The sequence below is a fragment of the Pseudomonas nitroreducens genome (genome assembly GCF_014204515.1).
Classification (GTDB): domain Bacteria; phylum Pseudomonadota; class Gammaproteobacteria; order Pseudomonadales; family Pseudomonadaceae; genus Pseudomonas; species Pseudomonas nitritireducens_A.
This window is the reverse complement of sequence record NZ_JACHLI010000040.1, coordinates 1-18,077: the sequence shown is the minus strand read 5'-3', so window position 1 is coordinate 18,077 and position 18,077 is coordinate 1. Positions and strand designations below refer to the sequence as shown.

The window sequence follows — 18,077 nt, the reverse complement described above, 5'->3', positions numbered from 1 at the left end:
CTCGTCCTTCAGATCGAGAAACCATCCATACACATCTTGGTGGCCAGCCGGTCAGGAAGCCTGTCGATATAGGGCTCCACCGCGTCGGCGCCGAAGAACTGGTAGGCCATTGCCCAGTCTTCCTGGCCCTTGAGCACAGGAAGGAAGGCATCGAATCCCCTCATCCGACCTACGACCCGCAGGTCTTCATGGGCCAGACTCATCTGCCCGGCCGGCAGCTCGTGCCAGCGGGCTAGAATTTCGGCCTCAGTCGCGGTGTCCATATCGACGCCACACACCTCCAGTCTGCCCTGGAAGAATGCCCTGGCGCGAGTGACGGCACCCTGAAGCTGCTCAGCACTGAGGTAGTCGCAAGCTCTGAAGGTCACCTTGCAGTCGCTGCGCAGCAGAACCGCTTTCTTCTCCAGGGCTTTCAACTCTTCATCAGAGAGGTTCACCGAGATAACGGAACCAGTTATGTCGGCGCCATATGCATCGCGCAAGTGCGCAGCATCATCCGGAGAGATGCTGCCGGCCATCTTTTTGTAGAGCATCGCCTGCAGATACCGCTCCGGGATCAGCTTTTGGATGCCAGGAGCCACCTCCGGAGTGTTCGTGCTCGTCGACAAGAACCCCTCAACGCTTTCGCGCTCCAGAGTCAGGATGCCTTTGGGCCCAAAGTCGTACCGCACCTCCACTGCGGGGTCGCTGCCCAGCTCCGTGCCGTTCGCCTCCATATGCCGCAGCGCCAGCAGGTTCAACGGCAGGTAGCTCTTGAGGGCATCGTCGTATTCAGACTGGTTGCCGGCCGGCTCACGGGCGAACTGATCTAGGAAGGCTACCGAGGTACGGCATAGCACCAGCACAGGGTTTGCGCTGAACACCGCCTCGGTGACTGATGGCAGGAAGTTGCGCCCAAGCACGAAGTCGATACCGTTTCCGTGACGATCTTTGGGCAGCAACCCATAGGTCAAACGTCCGACCTGCTCGATGTCGTTCACTTCCCATTTCGACGCCGGCCCGTTCAACGTCACGGTGTGGTAGTTGGTACTGTGCTCAGGGCCATCAGCGATCAGCCTGACGATGGAGTCGAAAGGGTCAAGCTGGCCCGGATAAGCTGCAACCATCTCTGGCGAGGCCCAGCAGAGCATGTCGTCGAACCACTCCGCCGCGCTGCCCTGACTTTTCCCCAGTTTGAGCAGGCCATCCAGCAGTCCAGCCGCCTCTACTCTGCCGGCCACAAGCGCCGGCAGCGGCAGCTTCGCATCGGAGACCAGCTGGTTTTCGAAGTCGCAGACGTCGGAGCTCAGCGCACCAATAAGGAAATGCCCCCAGGGGCCGGCCTTCACGAGGCTTTCGCCGCCGGCCAGCAGGTGGGTCATCCTGAGATGGTCGTGGGCACACTTCTTTTCGACCAGGTGCTCTAGCCCCCACTTGGAGTTCAGATCCGAAGGTATCCAGAACGTCTCCTCGCCGATCCGCCCTGCGATGTTCTCTTCGACCCATTCCAGGATGATCGGCTCACCCTTCATGCTCAGGACACACTCGGCCAGCAGCCGGTAGTCGCCTAGAATGGAGGCCAGGACTCCCATCTGCGCGCACTCAACGCAGCTGTAGTCCGTCAAGGCAATTCCGTCCATAGACTGCCAGTAGTTATTCTCGACGAAATAGTCGTAACGCTGAGCCACCAGCCGGAATCCATACCCCTCCTGTTGGAACAGGAATTCCTGCGTTTCGTCTTGGGTCATCATAGAGCGTATCCCCCTGGGCTATGCCCCATCAGATGTCGAAGCTGCTGCTTGCCATGCGGGTCTGGACGTCCTCTGGCACTTTGTGGATGTGAGGCGCCAGGGGATCAGCACCCCAGACCTCAAACGCCATGCGCCAGGCTCCCTTGCTCTTGAGCAGCGGGAGGAACTCGTCGAATGAATGACGCCTGGCCATCTCGCGCAGTGGCCAGTTCATTCCATCGAGACCGAGGAGCTCCTCCTGTTTCATTTTCTCGAAAATTGCAGGGGCATCCGCATTCGATGGCAAGCCGCAGATTGAGATCACCCCATCTGCCTGGCCAAGGAGCTGGCTAATTTGCTTGGGCATCATGCTATCCATAGCCGGGCGTCCGGCCAGGAACACCTGTGTGCCGGCAGGGATTCGGATTCCTTGGGCGACCATGTTGCTGATCTCGCTCGTGCTCGAGTCAAACCCAAGCTTTTCCGGAACAAAGTCTAGGTGCAGCACGTCACGCAGTACGTGCATTGTCTCCGCAGAGACTGACTTGCCGGTGAAACTCCTGAGAAGCAGCTGACGATGCTCAGGGGTCATGAGCTTCTGGAAAGCTGCAACCTCGGCCGGCTCGTTCAGCATCTCCATGAACTCACCGATCTCAGCTCGCACCGGCTTCACCACCATGCTGAGGGACTCGTCAGGTGTGTATTCGGTGTTTTGTTCGGCGGCAAGCACCCGGCCTCGCGCTTCAGCCGCGTTGATGGCCATAAGGCTGATCGGGATGTAGTCGTTCAAGGCTTTGTCATAGACCATCCCGCACTGCTCTTTCTCCTGGCTGAAGCCGGCTAGGAAATCGACAGTGGTACGACAGAGCAAGAACCCTGGCTCGCACGTGGCCGCAGCATGGAGATAGTTCGGCATGAAACACCGGATCAACCGGTGATCTCGAATCCCCGGAATGTACCCGTTGTAGCCTGTGAAACCGTACCGGATGACATTGGCCTCCTGGATTGCCTCCACATGCTCGCCAACAACGACAGGGCCTCTGACTGCGAGCCCGCTCGACGACCGAACATTGATCTCGCCGCCCACCTTGTCCGCAGTTTCCTGGTGCAGGGAAACGACGGGCGCCATGGCGAACAGGCTGTCTGGGTGGGCAGCCACCATCTCCGCCGAGGCCCAGCAGAGAGTGTCTTGTATCCAAGATGGAGTGATGCCATTTCTCTGCCGGCGGCGCATCATCGCTGCCTGCAACTCAGGCTGATACAGGTGATCACCGGACAGAATCGGAAGCTCCAGGCCTTCTTTTCCTACCTTGTAGTTCCCGCTATGGTCGTAACCGATTTCGTGCCTACCCTCTAGCACCAAACCCCACGGCGAATCACTCTGCAGATCAGCACCCCCGGAAACCAAGGTCACCAGCTCCAGGTGAACTCCGTTCTGGAACTCCTCGTCGAGAAGATCATGCGCTTGATACTTTTCCAGGAGCTTCATGTCGACATCGAAGCTCTCACCGGAGACCAGGGTTGCCTTCAGCTGATTTCCATCCGCTTCGAGATGGATAACGCAGTCCTGAATACCGAGCCACAGCGCCTGTGCCATGTGGTAGTCGCCCCAGAAAAGAGCGATAACCAGGGCATGGGCTCGGGTGACCCTATCCATTGCCTCGATATCCGCATGCTCCGCCGGAGTTAGGCTTACGTCATCCGTGACGCACTCTGCGGCATGGGCTTTCAGTAGTTGTGAAGCATCTTCCCAAGTCAGGGAGTAGTTGCTCATCTAAGACCTCAAAAATCGAAAGACGAGGTGGCCATCTTGGTGGCTACGTCATCAGGAACTTCAGCAATGTGCTTCTGCAGCGGGGCTACACCGAAAGTTTTGTATGCTGCACGCCATTGGTCGTCGGTGTGAATGTGGGCCTCGAAGAACTCGAACCCCTTGGCCTTAGCCGTCGCCAGGAAAATCGGCATATCTACGTAGCTTCCACGGTCGTCCAGGTGCTGGGCAATCATGTCCAGTATCTGCTCCGGAGATGCGTCACTGGCAAGGCCATTCACCTCGTAACGGCCGTCGGCACGCTGTGCGAGAAACATCAGAACCTTGGGCAGGAAAAAGTCGTATTGCTCTTTCTTCATCCAGACTCGAATGTCCGCCCCGTCTGGAAGGACGTACTCGCTGAGACTCAGGAAATCTATGTCAGCGATGGTGCCGGAGAACTTGAGTTTTGGCCTCTCAAGCTCTTTGCCGAGCAAGGCAGTGATCACGGGCAAAGAGCCCATGGGGATTCGATCCTCAACGAATTGAGCGGTGAGGGCCTGACCAAGCTTCTCTGGCAGAAGGCGCCTGAAGGCTTCGACCTCACAGGGGTGCTTAGCGATCCGCCCCAGAAAGTTTTCAATAGTTCGCCGCTTCGGCCACATTTCGTGACCAGGACGCGTCCGATTGCGAGCAAAGTCCTTCGCACCCTGCACCGGGCTATTGGCTATAGGGCCGCCCATCTCTGAGTAGTGGTACATCGCAATTGCGTGAAGCGGCATGTAGGCGTCCAGCGCGTGGTCGTACTGATCTGGCTGCAGATCGAGCTCGCGCTCGAACTTCTTCAGGAAACCGACCGTGGTGCGGCACAGGAAGAACCCGTCCTTGGAGGCCTCAATGGCCGACAGGGTGTGCGGTTGGAAGTAGGACAGCAGGTACTCATCCATCTTGCCGGCTTTTCGATTGAGGCCCCGGAAGCCGACGTCTACAAAGTCGATGCGCTTGATACTCGGAACCCGACCAAGCTTGCGCTTCGGGTCACCCAAACGAATGGACTTCCCGGTGCGAATGTCATCAGTCTGCAAATACAGATCGCCATGGACGTTAAACACGGGCATAAGGGGCTTGAGGCCCTCCGGGAACTTGGCGAGCAGGCGGTCACTGGCCCATATGAGGATGTCGTCAAACCAGCCAGGATCAACTCCGCGCTGGGCCGCCTTGCGCTCCAAGCCGGCAAGCAAGCCTGGCCGCTCAATGACGGCCTCGGCCGTGAGCCTGGGCAGCGCCAGCCCCATCTCACCCACCTTCCGGCACGACCTGGACGGTGACGTTTTTTTCACTACATCACGGAGCAGTTCAGGCCAGCCGAGCGTGTTGCCCTTAAGGCTAGCCCCGCCGGAGACTTCATAGATGAGGCTCATGAACTCAGGAATGTCATCGTCATCGAGGAATTTGAGGAGCCGGCCCATCCCAAAATCACCATTCATGATCTTGGCGCTGTGACCTGACGGAAGCACAACCGTGGGTTGGTGCTTCATATCGAAAAACGTGGTGTACTCGATGGGCGTTCCGCTCAGTGCGAACCACGCCTCCTTGGCCACCTCCAACTGCCCTCGAAGTGCAGCGAAAACAACCATGTGCGCGGCCGCCAGAGGATCGAGTTGCCGCAACAGCTCACGATCCCCCTCCTCCAACGGATGAGAATGATCAGCCAGGTACATCGCACGCGTCATCTTGTCCTGGTCGTCGATGTCGCTGTAGACCGGGGTGAGCCCTTCATTGCTGGCCATGAGGCTCAGTACTCCATCAATTCGTTGTTCCGGCGCCAGCCGGCTATCAAAGATCCAGGACGCTTACCGCCACAGCGGTGATATGGGAGTCCGGCACACTATCGGGAACGTCGGCGAAGGACTGCTCCCCGAAGACCTTGAATGCCGCGTCCCAGTCTTCTTTGGTCTTGATCCAGGGGAGGAATTCTTTCGGCCCGTGCGCGTGCATCAGACTCGTGACCGCGAAAGCGCGCGAACTCGTTCGCTCATCACGCCTGCGTTCCTTCGTGTACTCCGCCATAAGTTCCGCTGGAGTGCTATGGCTGGGCACCCCGTCGAACAACACAGGGCCCCTGCAACGCTGGAGCACCGACTGCACGAAGTCCGGGCGAATCGTTCCAGGGCTGTCGATGCCGGCGAAGGTGACGTCCGTTCCCTCATCGATCCAGGGAGTCAGATCATCGCTGTCCTTGCCGCTCAGATCAAAGCGAGGATCAATCGTGACAGTCTGCCCTACAGTGGATCTCCCCAAGCCCAGGCTCCACACCTTTGCTTCACGGGTCGAGAGGAAGTCCTGGCTCAGTTTGACCTCAAGTGCATCAATAACCTGGGGCGGGACGTACTTCCTGAATACCCTGGCCGTCATTTCGGAGTCGGCAAATTCCTTGAGCAGCTCCCTCGGGTACTTGGCGACTGGAGCCAGGCGCGCTACACGCTCAATCGAATCATAGGCTACGGCTTTGTCGCAGATGAGCGTGTGCGGGAAATACCCATTGATGGCCTCTCCGGCAGCGGTATTTGCGATCTCTTCCTGGGGCTGCTCCCATGCCAGGGTCTGCAAGAAGCTCACCGTTGTGCGGCACAAGATCCTGGTCTGGCTGGCACAGGCAGCCATCTTGGCCGGGCTGCTGGCGAAGTATCGAATCAGCTCACCATCGCTGTAGTCGATCTCCTGCTCTGGTTCAAACCCATAGACGAACTGATCGAGGCCGCTTAGGAAGTCAGCCCTCCACTGCTCAGGTGCAAGCCCGGCATCGCCGGTATAGGTCGACCGAGGATGGAGCTGCAGGGGCGTAGCTTTACTATGCTTCCCTTCCTTGCACGAAACAAATTCCAGGAACCAGTCATAGGGTGCGAGGTGCTTAGAGTGCTGCTCAAGCATCTCCGGGGTAGCAAAGCACAGCACGTCGTCGAACCAAGATGCCGGAAAGCCTTGGTTCTGCTTGTCGAGCAGCGCCAGGAACAGATCCGGCGACTTCACCTGCCCATCGATCAGGATGGGAAGAGGAACGGCCCAGTCGGCAACGTACCGGTTGGTATGCTCCATGGCAGGAATACCGCCCCGATCCATCAGCATGCGTGCCAAAGGGGTGTTACCCAGTAGATCATCGCCGGTCATCTGGTACGCGGTACGCCATAGCTCCTGCAACCACTCCGTATTGCGGCACATCACCATCGCAGTCATGGGCAGCCAGTTGGGGTCGATCCGATGCCGGCCATACTTGGAGTTCACCCAATACACCGGGGTCGGAGGCATCTCCTCGCCGTCCATCTCCTCGGTTTCATCGAGACGGACAAATTCGTCACTCTGCTCTACCGTAAGCTGTACGCCGTTCAGGCGACGGGCAAGTTCATGCGCGAGTGGTGCATCCCCATACGCCAGCGCCACTACGAAAAGGATCGTCAGTGCGCTCTGGTCGAAGCTATCGAGGTTGCGAGTCTCGCCAGGCTCAAGGGAAATCTGGGAAAGTGATTTCGGCGTGGTAGCTTGGCCAAACCAACTTCTCCGGCTCTCCATGGTGTTCCGGGCAAAGGAGCTGATCCTTCGATTGAGCATTTCTTCATCTGGAGTCATCGTCCGGCTCCTCAGAGATCGAAAACGTGAGTAGACAGGCCGGTGATCCGGCTTTCGGGCACCTGATCTGCGTAGTCCAGGAAGGCGTCCTTACCAAGAACCCTTTCACAGAGCTCCCATTCCTCTTCGGTCTTGAGCAGCGGCAGGAAAGGCTCGGCACCCATTCGCTGGGCCAGGAACCTTATCGTCCTGTGCGTCGACTCAACGCCGTGGACGATAGCGCCCTGGTGCTCCTTGAAGAGCGCCAGCAGAAGCTCTGCCGGCGTATCCAGTGCCATCCCATCCATTGTGGCGCCCTGGCACCGCTTCACTGCGAGTTCGTGACCCTCGCAATCAACCGCTTTACCGAATGTCAGGTCTATCCCGACCGGGAACGTGAAATCACCCAGATCGTAGTACACAGCATCGGAGTCCTGGCGCCGGCAGAGCACAGTTGCGCCCTTCCGAGAGAGATCAAAACGACGCCTCAACGCCAGATAGGCTGGGATAGTGACAGGATGATCGGCGGATAGCTCGAGAACCCTATCCTGAACATTCGCAGGAAGGCGTTCAGCAAGCATGTCGGCAATGAGCGGAAGTTCCCCAGCTTTCGCCACGAGCTCAGGGACTGTAAGACCGAGGCTAGGTATGTGTGCGCCCCTCGCTGCATCTGCACCGGCTGCGCTGCGGGCCTGAATGATATCCAGTGGAAAGGCTTGAGCCAAAGTCTCGGCGCATTGCTTACGCTCTTCCTCTTCGAGAGGGGGCATTTCGAAGCGCTTGAGGAACGAGACAGTGGTCTTACAAAGAACCCGATCCTCACGGAAACCTGCCCCGAAATCGTTTACAGCAGGGTCTAGAAAACGCTTGAACAGCATCGAGTCGAACTTGTTAGGCAGCTCTCCGGATATCGTCATGTTGGAGTAGATGTGCGTCAGATTATTGAGGCTACGCTGCCTCCACTCGGCCGGGGTAAGACCTTCCTCGCAGTGGTCGGACTCAGGGTGGAGCGTATTCAGAGGCCGGTAGTCGTTACGACCATCCGTGCGCGAGACGAAATTCAGCTCTGAATGGTAGGCCACCAGGTCTTCAGGATGTAGGGCGGCCATCTCCGGGGTGGCCCAGCAGAGAATGTCCTCAAACCAGCCGGCCGGGTAGTTGTTCTGGGCGAGATCGAGAGCACCATAGACAAGGCCTGGGTTCTGAAGAGCACCATCGCGCAGCTCAGGGAGAGAACTAGAACCAAGGTAGACCTTGCCGTCTCGCTTGATTGTCAGATTATGGTAATTGTCGCCGAACAAGAGTTCGGCCAGGGCCGAGTCCCCGCTAAAGTCGTCGCCGGTCAGGGAATAGACGCTGAGCAGACACCGGGCAACGTCCTGGAGTTTTTGTGTACCCGCGAAAGTTCTCGCGTTCAACCTGTCCTTGGGTAGGGTGAACTCACCGAGCTCCCACGTCACCTTGAAGAGATAGGGGCTTTTCCTTTGAACGGAAAATGGCCGACCAGCCATTCGAGCAAAGAACCTGGTTGAGAGCGCGAGATCCCCGCGCTGCGCGGCTACGAGAAACACCAGAGGCAGGTATCGCTCAGGAACCTCCTGCACCCTTTTCTCGAAGACGTCCACGGCGCCGTCAGGGCTGTAGTACAGGATAGACTTCCGGAAGTTGTCCCAGAACTCTTCATCTGGGTCTAGCGGCTCAACCGGCAACGAGTCGAAAAAGTAAGGATTATCATCTGAGTATTCGAATTCGTCGTGCTCGGACATCGTGGGTCATTTCCGGAAAAAGGCCTCATCCCTCTCAGTGTGCATGATGAGCCCCCAGGCGCTGAAGCCCGGCCTGGCCCTATTTGACGCCGCTCCTGCGCAAGCTGGATCATTAACCGACAAAAGGAGACTCTGATGAGCGAAATCCCCGAGCCCGTCCAGAAGCTGATGGAACGCATGGTGCCCCTGCAGGAGCTGCTGACGCGTTACCAACACTGGCAGACCCAGGTCGATGCTTTGCGCTATAGCGGTGCCCGAAGGCTGCTTTCCCTAATCAAGATCTCAGTGAATACCGGCCCGAAGGACAAAAAGGATCTCTACTGGGATCTCCTCGAGAGCTTCGCAGACCAGAACGCAGCTCCAAGTCGGTTTGATATCGATCTCGACAGTCTCAATGTTGACCTCAAAGAGCTTACGAGCCAGCCATCCTTCGAGAACATCCTGGCGGTGCGCGCTGTCACTGAGCGCCTGCAGCGCCTGGCCGACCGGAAAGAACGCCCCAGCACCCCGGACTTTGACATCGTGCGGGCCGGCGAAATTGCGGCTTCGCTCAAGCCCTGGATCGTCGCGAACCCGATTCCAGACCAGGACATCATGTCGGCAGAGCTGCTCAAGCTCGGCCATGGGCAGACCATCTTACGTTGGATCAAGGACGCATACGTGGACTACAAGCGCCGCATGAGCTGCTACAAAGACGAAAGCCAGGACTTCGCCCCATGAGCCAGCACGTCAGCGAGCTCGAGGAGCAGATGATCGCGTTGATCCCCTTGGAGCTCATCCTCCACCAGTACGCGAATTCGACCGACCACCTGGGCGGCGCGCGCTACGAAGGGGTACGATGGCATCTACTTCGCCAGGGCATGGTTGAGCACCGTGCCAAAGACCATGCCCTTGCTGACCTCTGCATTGGCGTCGTCACCACGTATGTGAGGCCGTCATTGACGCCCAGGACGGTGGACGAGCTTGAGCAGCCCTTCCTGGAGCTCCGCGATTCGTACAGCTTGGAAAATCGTTTCGCCATATGGGGGATCAAGGCACACACCGTGTCATTCCATTTCCTCGGTCTTGATCTGCCCCCGCTTGAGGAGAAGGCCAGGTGGAGACTCCGGAGCGAGACAAAGGCCTGGCTGAAAGCAGCTCCCTTCTACGACCTCGCCGCTCTTGGCGAAGAGGCAGCCTGTACTCCAGAGGGCAAGGAGTCCTTGGCTCGCATTCAGGCCGGCTACGAAAAGATCCGGGATCACCGACTTAGGATGAACGCCCTTCACGGGCGCACGGAATGAGCAAAACTGCATGATCATCGACACCCCGCAGAAGGTCGGCACCCTGATGCGACTACTGATTCCGGCTGAGATGGCGCTGCACGAGTTCCAGGGCCGGGCCGAACTCCTGGACAAGCTGAGGTACGACGGGGCGTGGCAGCTCATCTGCCGGATCAGTGTGGCCAGCGAACTGGGCAGCAATCGGGAGCTGTTCGATCCACTGCTGCGCGCCCTGACGCATACCTACAGTAGGTACTCCCTTGAACTGGATGACGTCGAGGTACTGGAGAAGAGCACTGGCGTTCTGATGCGCCGCGACGACTACGTCAGTCTGCTGGGCATAGAGGCCGCTGCGGAGGGTCTCCATGCGCTTCTGAGCACGCCGACCACCCTTGGCGCGGATTTTGACCCGCGTCGCGCCAGCAACCTCCTAGGGCACCTGCGCAACTGGGTCAGCGCACACCCCAACCCGAACATCATCGCCCAGGGCGAAGATCTCCTGACCACCCAGGCCGGCATCGCTTCGCTCACCCGGATGCAGGCGATGTACGGCGAACAGGTCAAGCGCGACAGCCTGCCTGCTTAGGCCAAGCCTCCAACACCCTGGGCACTCAGCTCTACTCTCATGATGCCTAGGCCCTGCCTGGGCGTTATCATGCTGCCCCCGCAAAAACCCTCACTAATACCGACAACCACCACGAGGGACACCCTATGACCGATCTGACCACCTGGGCCGACCGCCTCCGTACTGAACGCCTTGGCTTTGACGAAGACACCTCGCGCCAGCACTTCCTGGACAACCCGCCGCAAGCCGGCGACACCCTGATCCTGCACATGACCCAGCACAACACCAACCGCTATCGGCTGGCGCGGGTCGACGCGGTGAAAATGACCGCCAAGAACAAACCCTCCCGGATCTACCTGGCCCAGGGCGATGCGTTCGGCGGTGCGTCCTACTACATCAGCGGCAAGAGCACCTTTGCTCCTGGTTGCCAGACGCGACTGCTTCCGCTGGTGCCGGCGGTTGCGGAGCGCCTGGCCTACGACCGCGATACGAACCTAACTGCTGAGGAAATTGCCGAGCTTATTGGCTGAAACCAGGTGCTGGCGCCGAAAGGCGCCAGCAATTTCCTTGGAAAAGAACGACAGCGCTTGGTATCATTTTGTCACCAGATAACTGCCAAGGATGCCCAATGTGCAGCAAGAACCGCGCGGCTGACGCCCTCCTCCTTCATGACCCCTATTTCCAGGAGAGCCTGATGCGCCTGGAGGGCGTCACTGACAAGGCTAAGCGGAAGAAGATCGCTCTCGAGATCATCACTGAGATCAAGGGCACCTGGACGCTGACATTGGCCGCCCACGCTGGCAAGCAAACGGAAAAAGACGTGCTGCTCGCCCTCGCCTGCCGCCCCCAGCTCCTGGTGCAAACCCGCGATCAGATGCGGCATTTCGTAGAAGCCCTGTACGCCTAGACCAGTACGAGAGAAAGACAGCCCAAATGACACAGATTCCCAACGAGGAAGTCGAGCTCACCGTAGAGCTTGATGCCGAGCTTGAGGCCCGACTGGCGGAGTACTGCCAGGCCACGGGCAAAGACAAGGAAACGGCCATCAAAGAGGCCCTCCAGGCCTTCGTGGACTTCCACGAGCGGGCAGACGCCGAAAACGACAAGGGGGCCTGAGGCCCCCTTCTCTTTCCCTGGCAGCCTCGATTAGGCGCCGGGGTGTTCGCCCAGGGCGACGGTAATCTTGTCTACCAGACCGGCCACCTTCACATCCTGCAGAGCCGTGATGCTGGCGCCGGCCGCGCGGAAGGCTTCCAAGTCGCCGGCTTCAGCGGCCTTGGTAAGGGCATGCCCCTCACCGTAGTTGACCAGGCAGTAGTCCAGGCCTTGGGATTTCAGGTACTCAGCCAGCTCAGCAGCCGAATGCAGTTCGTTCCAGTTCTTGCTCATTTCTCAACCTTTCTGCTGCAGTTCGGCCCGCTTCTTGAGCGCCCATGGGCGGTTCAGCAGCAAGCCGATCTTGTAGGAGACCGAATCCACGGCAGCCATCTCTTCCGGTTCAGTTCGCTCAGCCGCGTTAATCTCCTGCTCCATTTCGAGCAGTTCGGAGAGCGTTAGGGAAAGCTGGTACGTCTGTTCTGCCATGTTCGCGTCCTTAGCGTGATGCCGCGCGGATTCTACACTGCCGGCGGCTGATTGTTCGGCTGTCCCTCTGGTTGCAGCCAAGTCAGTTGCCGCTCTGCTCCTGCGTGAAGTGCGAGCGGAGCTTCCGGAAGAGCTTCGAAACCTCCATGTAGGGAATGACGGTCACGAAGACCACGGCCGCTATGAAGGAGGTCTTGTAGTTGAACCGACCGAACTTAGGGTCGCGTTCGAAGAAGCACACCATGAAGCATCCAAGGAAGCTGAGAACCCAGGCTACAACCACCAACTTGAGGATGATCATACCCGCTCAGCCTTTTCGCGCTGGGCCATACGGCGTTTTCTGGCCACTTCCCTGCGGATGCGACGGATGCGATCAAAGAAATCGACGACCGTCATGATGAAAAGCATAAGCGGCATCACCGTCGACATGAAGAATCCTGTCGCAAGGGATGCGGAAAAATCGTGCTTGCCAAACTTTGGATCCTCTCCAAACCACATGATCGAGAATCCATAGGCAAAAGCAGATACCCACGCTACGACGGCAACAGCCAGAACGATCCACCAGAACGACATTGTGTATTCCTAGTTCGAGGGAGGGGTCAAAGACCTCTGCCGGGATTATTCCCCCTCGGACTCCTTCACTGGGGACAGCTTGGTGAAGCAGGACAGCATGTACGCCACGCCGGCCATTTTGTGCTCGTGCTTCGGGCCGTGAGACTTGAGGTGCGCCTGAGTACAACGCTGCACATGCGCGGGCTCAAGGCCGTCCGCGATCTCAATATTACACTGAGGTAACGGCCGGCCATAGAAGATCGCTTCCACCAGGCGGGTGTACTCGTTCCCAATCTTGAATTCGTCCGGGATGTCATCCCAGGCCGGCAGCAATCGTTCGGTGGAGAACGCCACTTCGACGTCGGTGATGGAGGCAACCTGCTCCGGAGTGACGCTATAGGCCATGGTGAAATCCTACTTCCACTTGATGTTGATGTTGGGGAAAGCCGGCGAGAGCAGGTCGACAAGCTCTTCCAGCTCCGACGTCTTAACGCGCTCCCCGGTGTACTGCTGCATCAGGTCTACGAAAGACGCCGGGGTCTTGTCGGCAGGATCATCGTATACGGGCAGTCGGCCGCCCTCTTCGAGCACGTCTCGCATGGAGTCGGCGAAGACCTGGATCAACCACAGCTGGCGGTTTTCCTGGGGGAAATCCCTGGTAACTTCGTTCATTTCGCGTCCTTAGCCTGGGCGACAGCTTGAATAGCTTTCGGCGCGGAGAATGGGGTCTCGGTTCCGTCAGCGAAGGTCACGTAGAAGCACTGAGTGGTGCCGCCATTCGGGCCAGAGCCACGGGCGGTGTTCTTGACCACAAAGCCTACCGGCGGGCCCGGATAGTCCCAGTTGGTGGCCTTGCAGTAGCTAACATACAGGTCTCGCAGCAGCTCGAAGTCACGACCCTCAGACAACACTGCGCTAGAGGCCATCAACGCCTGGCGGATCTTCTCGAAGAATTCCTTCGCAGAGGACTGGGAGGTGAAGTGTTCACCGAGGATAGTCAGGGAGTTCGGCATACGTTTTCCTTTACGGCTGCGTTGGACGAGGCATCAGTCTAGCGCCACTGGTTCCAGCCGCGAAATCCTGTCCCACCCACACTCAACCCGCACACGATAGACGGATTGACGGTCAGCCCTCGGCCAGCATCTGCTCAGCAATTGCCAAGGCCCGGCGCATAGTGGCTTTGTTGTGCTGCCGCTTGGCTACGGCCTTTCGCGCAACGGTGTACTTATCGAGCAAGTCGTTAACGACACGCTTAGCCTCAACGTTCTCCGGGTGATCGTTGTTCTCCAAAACTTCCGCGATGTAGCTAGACACATCTCCGGCAGCTAAGTACTGCGCGAAGGTCATGTACACCGAGCCGCCACCCTTCCTGTTAATCACCCCGAAGGCTTTCGATGAGAACTCAGCGAAATCGTTCTTAGCTTCCAGGAATTCCTCGCTGGGGTCGTCTGCCGGCTCCAGAAGCTCCGACATGATCCGATTTGCCCGGCCCAAACCCATGCGCAAGCGTTCAGAAACATAGACCGAAGCGCCAGGGCCATTACCCATTGGAAACCACCCCGCCATCATCAGGCTTGCGCACAACGTCCAGGTACTGACGGTCGAGCCCGATGATCCGCACCTCTTTGCGCCGGCCGTCCTTCGGGAACAGGACATTGGGGTCAAACGACCCCTGGCGGTAGCCGGTGACTGCACCCACACGGCCTTCCATCCGGCGACGTTCAGCAGGATGCGCAAGTTCGAAGATCCAGCGGTCGTTGTACTTCACTTCCGTGCCAGGCGCGAGGTAGCTCGGGTGTTCCGGGGTGATCTTCTCGTAGGCCATGCCTGTATCCCTGAGATGATTTTCTTCATGCCATTGTGACACTAGACAACCAGTTTCGCCAGCGCAATTTCCAACTATTTGAGCCTCCCCAGCTGGGCCTGGTAGGCTGCAGGAACCCTCAGCCGAGCCTTGCCATGAAAGTCTCCGACGCCTTCATCCTCGCCAAATCCTTGGAACAGAACCCCCGCACCGCCCTAACCGAGTCTGAGCTTGCAGTGCTGACGCTGTGCTCGCACATCACCAACGCCCGCCAGGACAGCATATTGCTCCTGCAGGGTGACGACCCGCTGGTGGCGGTGCCCTACTGGTTTATGCACGAGGAGCACGAGCTGCCGCCTGCTTAGGCCCTGGCGCCAGCCTCTACGAGTCGGAAGTTCGGGTGATTGATCTCGCGCTCGCCGGAGTTATCGCAGGCTCGGATGTAGCCGTCGGGCACGAACAGTTCGGAGTCGCGCACCCCTTGGATGACAGCGCGGATGCGGTCATAGGGATGGGAGACGCGGCCTCCAGACCGGCGATAGGCCTCATGGCAGATGTCGACCTCAATTGCGCAGATCTCGAAGAGGTTCTGCTCCAGGAGCACGTCTCGGGCGTGTTCGGCGATGGTTTTCTTCATGACTAGCCTCGGTCGCATCCTTCGGTTGGGCACAATGAGGAGGCCCCGCCGAAGCGGGGCCTTAAATCCGGACTCTCTTAGGTATCCCACTCTGTGGTGCGGGCCCTTTCGGGCGGAGGGGCGCTTTCACCGGTCTGCGCGTCCTGTTGCACCTATGATCCCACCCGGCAGCCGACTCCGGCAAGCCTTGGACACTAATCGCGCTGGCCGATCACAGAAGGGCGCTCTTCCAGGAAGTCATCGCTTACTGGTGGCAAGTCGAACAGGGTGTCCCATGAAGGCTTCGGCGCCGAACAAAGCGGGCGAATGGTAAGGGTATCGCCGACCTTCTCGATCTCGACGAGAAACTCGCCTTCGGTCTGCCCTTCAGGGAGGTCATGCGGCAGGAAAAGCTCCCTCGGAAGGTGTATCTCCTGGTGGTCGCCGTTTTGGATCACGGGTACTCGGTGCATGGCTGGTCTCCTGGGCGGCTGGCCAGCTCAAGATAGCACCTGGTGCCGACGGCGCGCAGCCCATTTGGCCAAGTCCTGCGGATCTTCATGATGCTCTCAGAAATGGAAGCTGGCGCGCCCCGTAGGAGCAGCGCCAGCCAGGTCATCACTCCTCAGTCGGCGGGAATGCCGTGTCTTGAGGTTTTGCCGCGCGGGCGTGCTTGTGCAGGCGGTTTCCTTCGCAAATCGGGCAGCCCCCGTTGTTGTTGCAGGAGCCGGCTGCGCGGAAAGGGACGCCGTCACGGATGAAGGCACGCGTGCGCGGGTTGTAGCGGATGGTTCGCGACATGGTTAGATCCTCTGGGGTTCTACTCCATGGCTGCGTCTCCTCTGCTGGTTGATGGCAATGACCGGCCGGCTCTACGTGGATCGACCGGTACACGTTTCATTCTCCAGGGAAGCCTCGTTTCGATCAAGACCGCGTATACCGGGCATTCCCAGGCGAAGGCACCTATTGGGCATTTCTGCAATTTGATGCATATTATGCCGGATTCGGCGCATCAGACGACCGACACATCCCCTCACTGAGATACTGCATGTACAGCATCGAAGACGTCCGCCTGCTCAACGCAACCCACGGCGTGACCGCCGCCGGCTACAAGAGCTGGATGCGCAACCACCTGCTCGCCGAGTTCAACTCGCCTGAGCGCAAGAAGGCCATCTTCCTGTTCCTTTCCACCGCCCTGGCTAACGATATCGGCATGGAAGAGTTCGACCGCATCACAAACAAGCTGATCAGCAACCACGAGTGGCTTGAAGACGTCCAGGTCATGGCAACTCCTGAGGCTGTCACTGACGAAGCCGAGTTGCTGGATATGGCACGTGAAGTCCTCGAGGATGTCGCCGCCGAAGAAGCAGAGTCCAACGCCCCTGAGCTTCCCACCTTCCTCGGCTTTGCCAGCGAGCGCGCTGTAGGTTCCAACCCCATCCTGGACATCGCAACCGACATCGTCTGCTCGGTAGTGCAGATCGACACTCAGATCGCCCAGGAGATGAGCTTCAACCACCCCGAAGCCATGGCTGACGACTGGATCTGCGTAAGCGGTGAAACTCCGGAAACCATGGTGTACAGCCAGCCGTTCAAGTCCGTGGAAGCTGCATTCGACTACGCCAAGGCGAACCTGGGCGCCGTGCGCTTCCAGACCCAGCCGACAATGATCTAAACGAAAGGGGCGGCCGCAATGGCCGCCCTCTCGCCTACCGGGCAGGCCACCTCCCGGAACCTCCAGAAACCTGGAGAAAAGACAGCTTGTCGTGCTCGCCGCTGCTCATAATCGCGTTCACCCCTGACTGTGACAGGGAAAACAAGTCGCGCGGAACCACCGACAGTAGGCCAATCAGCCACCTCCGCTTCGCGGAGAACACACCAGAGACTGCTCTCGAACTACGCGTTCCATGCACTCACCCCTGCACTTGCAGGTCAGCAAAACACTGGGGACAGCATCCTAACACGCAGGCCAAATTTCCAGGCTGATGATCGACAACCCACTCCCCGCAAACCCTTATAGCTACTGGCTACACACAGAAATTAGGGCTTCCGCGTGCCTGCAATTTCTTGCATATTGTCGATCCCTCGCGGTGGTCTCCGACCCTCCGCCCTATTCCTTTGCCCGAGAGATCACGATGGTCGACCCCAAGAACATGCTCCTGCTCAACGCTACGCAGGGAGTCGAACCCCATGAGTACCGCGCCTGGCTGTCCAAGCAGCTGCAGGCGGCGCGTGACCTCAAGGAGCCGAAGGAGTCGTGCATGATCTTCGTTCCGAAATCGTTGGCTAAGCGCCTGGGCAAAGGCTTCCAGAAGATCAACGACCGTCTCGCCGAGAAGCACTGCTGGATACGCAGCTACTCCTCCTACCTCTGCGACAACCCGATGGACGAGTCGTCGATCATCACTGCGATCCTGGAGATGCAGGAGATCGAGGAGGCCTACCCCTATGCGTCCGTGAAGACCTTTCACGGTTTCACCCAGGAGCTCGCCGTAGGCCAGCGGCCGGAAGAAGACGACAGCTTACCGGTGTGTGTCGTCACCTTGATTGACCCGAGCTTCCTGGAGGCGATCCAAAAATCTCACCCTCATGCCACGCTCCAACACTGGGTGGTGATCTGGTCAAACGGCCAGAGGAACAGTGTTTCCCCGCCCTTCGCTAGCCGCGACGAGGCCTTCCAGTTTGCCGCCAACAACCTGGGCGCTATCCGGTTCAACTCTGCAGGCTGACCGCTGTCTACCTGGCGCAGGGCTAAAGGAAAAGCCCCTCCGATTGAACTGACCCCCAGATGTTGGACACCAACTCTGAGGGGTCCACATGGCAAGGCATGATGGGAAGTTCAAGCTAGAGGTGGCGCGCCACTATG

Annotated in this window: 26 protein-coding genes; 9 read left to right on the top strand and 17 right to left on the bottom strand. The window is 58.6% G+C overall.

What is annotated here, in order from left to right; genetic code table 11:
• Positions 1-8: 8 nt before the first annotated feature.
• From HNP46_RS31315 to HNP46_RS31295, 5 genes are read right to left on the bottom strand one after another with little or no spacing between them, the layout of a single operon-like run.
• Positions 9-1,730, bottom strand: a complete 1,722-nt coding sequence (locus HNP46_RS31315; RefSeq protein WP_184596918.1) for a hypothetical protein — start codon at positions 1,728-1,730, stop codon at positions 9-11.
• A 28-nt stretch (positions 1,731-1,758) separates the two neighbouring features.
• Entirely contained in the window at positions 1,759-3,483 is a 1,725-nt protein-coding gene (locus HNP46_RS31310) for a hypothetical protein (protein WP_184596916.1), read from the bottom strand.
• An 8-nt stretch (positions 3,484-3,491) separates the two neighbouring features.
• The gene (locus HNP46_RS31305; RefSeq protein WP_184596914.1) at positions 3,492-5,249 is read right to left on the bottom strand and encodes a hypothetical protein; all 1,758 of its coding nucleotides are present in this window, start codon (positions 5,247-5,249) and stop codon (positions 3,492-3,494) included.
• A gap of 46 nt (positions 5,250-5,295) precedes the next feature.
• Positions 5,296-7,083 (bottom strand): hypothetical protein, encoded by a 1,788-nt coding sequence (locus HNP46_RS31300; protein WP_184596912.1) that lies wholly within the window; start codon positions 7,081-7,083, stop codon positions 5,296-5,298.
• A gap of 11 nt (positions 7,084-7,094) precedes the next feature.
• Positions 7,095-8,828, bottom strand: coding sequence for a hypothetical protein (locus HNP46_RS31295; protein ID WP_184596909.1), 1,734 nt, complete (start codon positions 8,826-8,828; stop codon positions 7,095-7,097).
• A 135-nt stretch (positions 8,829-8,963) separates the two neighbouring features.
• Between HNP46_RS31295 and HNP46_RS31290 the strand changes: the two genes are divergently transcribed.
• The 6 genes from HNP46_RS31290 to HNP46_RS31265 all read left to right on the top strand — a co-directional run bounded on the left by HNP46_RS31290 (position 8,964) and on the right by HNP46_RS31265 (position 11,771).
• The gene (locus HNP46_RS31290; RefSeq protein WP_184596907.1) at positions 8,964-9,548 is read left to right on the top strand and encodes a hypothetical protein; all 585 of its coding nucleotides are present in this window, start codon (positions 8,964-8,966) and stop codon (positions 9,546-9,548) included.
• Complete coding sequence (locus tag HNP46_RS31285) at positions 9,545-10,111, top strand: hypothetical protein (RefSeq protein WP_184596905.1); 567 nt, start codon at positions 9,545-9,547, stop codon at positions 10,109-10,111. The genes HNP46_RS31290 and HNP46_RS31285 overlap by 4 nt, the downstream gene beginning before the upstream one ends.
• A 10-nt stretch (positions 10,112-10,121) precedes the next feature.
• Positions 10,122-10,676 (top strand): hypothetical protein, encoded by a 555-nt coding sequence (locus HNP46_RS31280; RefSeq protein WP_184596903.1) that lies wholly within the window; start codon positions 10,122-10,124, stop codon positions 10,674-10,676.
• Positions 10,677-10,801: 125 nt separating this feature from the next.
• Entirely contained in the window at positions 10,802-11,185 is a 384-nt protein-coding gene (locus HNP46_RS31275; RefSeq protein ID WP_184596901.1) for a hypothetical protein, read from the top strand.
• A gap of 98 nt (positions 11,186-11,283) precedes the next feature.
• Positions 11,284-11,562, top strand: coding sequence for a hypothetical protein (locus tag HNP46_RS31270; protein WP_184596899.1), 279 nt, complete (start codon positions 11,284-11,286; stop codon positions 11,560-11,562).
• 26 nt (positions 11,563-11,588) lie between these two features.
• Positions 11,589-11,771, top strand: a complete 183-nt coding sequence (locus HNP46_RS31265) for a ribbon-helix-helix protein, CopG family (protein ID WP_184596897.1) — start codon at positions 11,589-11,591, stop codon at positions 11,769-11,771.
• Positions 11,772-11,801: 30 nt separating this feature from the next.
• Here HNP46_RS31265 and HNP46_RS31260 read toward each other — a convergent pair whose 3' ends face one another.
• The 9 genes from HNP46_RS31260 to HNP46_RS31220 all read right to left on the bottom strand — a co-directional run bounded on the left by HNP46_RS31260 (position 11,802) and on the right by HNP46_RS31220 (position 14,616).
• Entirely contained in the window at positions 11,802-12,044 is a 243-nt protein-coding gene (locus HNP46_RS31260) for a hypothetical protein (RefSeq protein WP_184596889.1), read from the bottom strand.
• Between the two features lie 3 nt (positions 12,045-12,047).
• Positions 12,048-12,239 carry a hypothetical protein gene (locus HNP46_RS31255; RefSeq protein WP_184596887.1) on the bottom strand — a complete coding sequence of 64 codons (192 nt, stop codon included), beginning with the start codon at positions 12,237-12,239 and terminating at the stop codon, positions 12,048-12,050.
• Between the two features lie 82 nt (positions 12,240-12,321).
• The gene (locus HNP46_RS31250; protein WP_184596885.1) at positions 12,322-12,540 is read right to left on the bottom strand and encodes a hypothetical protein; all 219 of its coding nucleotides are present in this window, start codon (positions 12,538-12,540) and stop codon (positions 12,322-12,324) included.
• The gene (locus HNP46_RS31245) at positions 12,537-12,812 is read right to left on the bottom strand and encodes a hypothetical protein (protein ID WP_184596883.1); all 276 of its coding nucleotides are present in this window, start codon (positions 12,810-12,812) and stop codon (positions 12,537-12,539) included. Before HNP46_RS31245 ends, HNP46_RS31250 begins: the two co-directional genes overlap by 4 nt.
• Positions 12,813-12,857: 45 nt before the next feature.
• Positions 12,858-13,196: a hypothetical protein gene (locus HNP46_RS31240; protein ID WP_184596881.1), complete on the bottom strand. Its 339-nt coding sequence runs from the start codon at positions 13,194-13,196 to the stop codon at positions 12,858-12,860.
• 9 nt (positions 13,197-13,205) lie between these two features.
• The gene (locus tag HNP46_RS31235; RefSeq protein ID WP_184596879.1) at positions 13,206-13,463 is read right to left on the bottom strand and encodes a hypothetical protein; all 258 of its coding nucleotides are present in this window, start codon (positions 13,461-13,463) and stop codon (positions 13,206-13,208) included.
• Positions 13,460-13,804, bottom strand: a complete 345-nt coding sequence (locus HNP46_RS31230; protein ID WP_184596878.1) for a hypothetical protein — start codon at positions 13,802-13,804, stop codon at positions 13,460-13,462. Before HNP46_RS31230 ends, HNP46_RS31235 begins: the two co-directional genes overlap by 4 nt.
• Positions 13,805-13,916: 112 nt before the next feature.
• Positions 13,917-14,264, bottom strand: coding sequence for a hypothetical protein (locus HNP46_RS31225; protein WP_184596876.1), 348 nt, complete (start codon positions 14,262-14,264; stop codon positions 13,917-13,919).
• A gap of 67 nt (positions 14,265-14,331) precedes the next feature.
• Positions 14,332-14,616, bottom strand: a complete 285-nt coding sequence (locus HNP46_RS31220; RefSeq protein WP_184596874.1) for a hypothetical protein — start codon at positions 14,614-14,616, stop codon at positions 14,332-14,334.
• A gap of 134 nt (positions 14,617-14,750) precedes the next feature.
• Here HNP46_RS31220 and HNP46_RS31215 point away from each other — a divergent pair, with 134 nt between their 5' ends.
• Positions 14,751-14,960 (top strand): hypothetical protein, encoded by a 210-nt coding sequence (locus HNP46_RS31215; protein ID WP_184596872.1) that lies wholly within the window; start codon positions 14,751-14,753, stop codon positions 14,958-14,960.
• Here the strand turns inward: HNP46_RS31215 and HNP46_RS31210 are convergent.
• The 3 genes from HNP46_RS31210 to HNP46_RS31200 all read right to left on the bottom strand — a co-directional run bounded on the left by HNP46_RS31210 (position 14,957) and on the right by HNP46_RS31200 (position 16,012).
• Positions 14,957-15,232: a hypothetical protein gene (locus tag HNP46_RS31210; protein WP_184596870.1), complete on the bottom strand. Its 276-nt coding sequence runs from the start codon at positions 15,230-15,232 to the stop codon at positions 14,957-14,959. The genes HNP46_RS31215 and HNP46_RS31210 overlap by 4 nt on opposite strands.
• 194 nt (positions 15,233-15,426) lie before the next feature.
• The gene (locus HNP46_RS31205) at positions 15,427-15,684 is read right to left on the bottom strand and encodes a hypothetical protein (protein ID WP_184596868.1); all 258 of its coding nucleotides are present in this window, start codon (positions 15,682-15,684) and stop codon (positions 15,427-15,429) included.
• A 145-nt stretch (positions 15,685-15,829) separates the two neighbouring features.
• Positions 15,830-16,012, bottom strand: a complete 183-nt coding sequence (locus tag HNP46_RS31200; protein ID WP_184596866.1) for a hypothetical protein — start codon at positions 16,010-16,012, stop codon at positions 15,830-15,832.
• 247 nt (positions 16,013-16,259) lie between these two features.
• On the opposite strand from HNP46_RS31200, the gene HNP46_RS31195 reads away from it, so the two are divergent.
• Together HNP46_RS31195 and HNP46_RS31190 are read left to right on the top strand one after the other, a co-directional pair.
• Positions 16,260-16,886: a hypothetical protein gene (locus tag HNP46_RS31195; RefSeq protein ID WP_184596864.1), complete on the top strand. Its 627-nt coding sequence runs from the start codon at positions 16,260-16,262 to the stop codon at positions 16,884-16,886.
• Positions 16,887-17,346: 460 nt separating this feature from the next.
• Entirely contained in the window at positions 17,347-17,940 is a 594-nt protein-coding gene (locus HNP46_RS31190) for a hypothetical protein (protein WP_184596863.1), read from the top strand.
• Positions 17,941-18,077 lie beyond the last annotated feature (137 nt).

Bases quoted from the DNA above. Each gene is read 5' to 3' on its own strand.
- HNP46_RS31315 (WP_184596918.1), bottom strand. From the start codon at position 1,730: ATGATGACCCAAGACGAAACGCAGGAATTCCTGTTCCAACAGGAGGGG.
- HNP46_RS31310 (WP_184596916.1), bottom strand. From the start codon at position 3,483: ATGAGCAACTACTCCCTGACTTGGGAAGATGCTTCACAACTACTGAAA.
- HNP46_RS31305 (WP_184596914.1), bottom strand. From the start codon at position 5,249: ATGGCCAGCAATGAAGGGCTCACCCCGGTCTACAGCGACATCGACGAC.
- HNP46_RS31300 (WP_184596912.1), bottom strand. From the start codon at position 7,083: ATGACTCCAGATGAAGAAATGCTCAATCGAAGGATCAGCTCCTTTGCC.
- HNP46_RS31295 (WP_184596909.1), bottom strand. From the start codon at position 8,828: ATGTCCGAGCACGACGAATTCGAATACTCAGATGATAATCCTTACTTT.
- HNP46_RS31290 (WP_184596907.1), top strand. From the start codon at position 8,964: ATGAGCGAAATCCCCGAGCCCGTCCAGAAGCTGATGGAACGCATGGTG.
- HNP46_RS31285 (WP_184596905.1), top strand. From the start codon at position 9,545: ATGAGCCAGCACGTCAGCGAGCTCGAGGAGCAGATGATCGCGTTGATC.
- HNP46_RS31280 (WP_184596903.1), top strand. From the start codon at position 10,122: ATGATCATCGACACCCCGCAGAAGGTCGGCACCCTGATGCGACTACTG.
- HNP46_RS31275 (WP_184596901.1), top strand. From the start codon at position 10,802: ATGACCGATCTGACCACCTGGGCCGACCGCCTCCGTACTGAACGCCTT.
- HNP46_RS31270 (WP_184596899.1), top strand. From the start codon at position 11,284: ATGTGCAGCAAGAACCGCGCGGCTGACGCCCTCCTCCTTCATGACCCC.
- HNP46_RS31265 (WP_184596897.1), top strand. From the start codon at position 11,589: ATGACACAGATTCCCAACGAGGAAGTCGAGCTCACCGTAGAGCTTGAT.
- HNP46_RS31260 (WP_184596889.1), bottom strand. From the start codon at position 12,044: ATGAGCAAGAACTGGAACGAACTGCATTCGGCTGCTGAGCTGGCTGAG.
- HNP46_RS31255 (WP_184596887.1), bottom strand. From the start codon at position 12,239: ATGGCAGAACAGACGTACCAGCTTTCCCTAACGCTCTCCGAACTGCTC.
- HNP46_RS31250 (WP_184596885.1), bottom strand. From the start codon at position 12,540: ATGATCATCCTCAAGTTGGTGGTTGTAGCCTGGGTTCTCAGCTTCCTT.
- HNP46_RS31245 (WP_184596883.1), bottom strand. From the start codon at position 12,812: ATGTCGTTCTGGTGGATCGTTCTGGCTGTTGCCGTCGTAGCGTGGGTA.
- HNP46_RS31240 (WP_184596881.1), bottom strand. From the start codon at position 13,196: ATGGCCTATAGCGTCACTCCGGAGCAGGTTGCCTCCATCACCGACGTC.
- HNP46_RS31235 (WP_184596879.1), bottom strand. From the start codon at position 13,463: ATGAACGAAGTTACCAGGGATTTCCCCCAGGAAAACCGCCAGCTGTGG.
- HNP46_RS31230 (WP_184596878.1), bottom strand. From the start codon at position 13,804: ATGCCGAACTCCCTGACTATCCTCGGTGAACACTTCACCTCCCAGTCC.
- HNP46_RS31225 (WP_184596876.1), bottom strand. From the start codon at position 14,264: ATGTCGGAGCTTCTGGAGCCGGCAGACGACCCCAGCGAGGAATTCCTG.
- HNP46_RS31220 (WP_184596874.1), bottom strand. From the start codon at position 14,616: ATGGCCTACGAGAAGATCACCCCGGAACACCCGAGCTACCTCGCGCCT.
- HNP46_RS31215 (WP_184596872.1), top strand. From the start codon at position 14,751: ATGAAAGTCTCCGACGCCTTCATCCTCGCCAAATCCTTGGAACAGAAC.
- HNP46_RS31210 (WP_184596870.1), bottom strand. From the start codon at position 15,232: ATGAAGAAAACCATCGCCGAACACGCCCGAGACGTGCTCCTGGAGCAG.
- HNP46_RS31205 (WP_184596868.1), bottom strand. From the start codon at position 15,684: ATGCACCGAGTACCCGTGATCCAAAACGGCGACCACCAGGAGATACAC.
- HNP46_RS31200 (WP_184596866.1), bottom strand. From the start codon at position 16,012: ATGTCGCGAACCATCCGCTACAACCCGCGCACGCGTGCCTTCATCCGT.
- HNP46_RS31195 (WP_184596864.1), top strand. From the start codon at position 16,260: ATGTACAGCATCGAAGACGTCCGCCTGCTCAACGCAACCCACGGCGTG.
- HNP46_RS31190 (WP_184596863.1), top strand. From the start codon at position 17,347: ATGGTCGACCCCAAGAACATGCTCCTGCTCAACGCTACGCAGGGAGTC.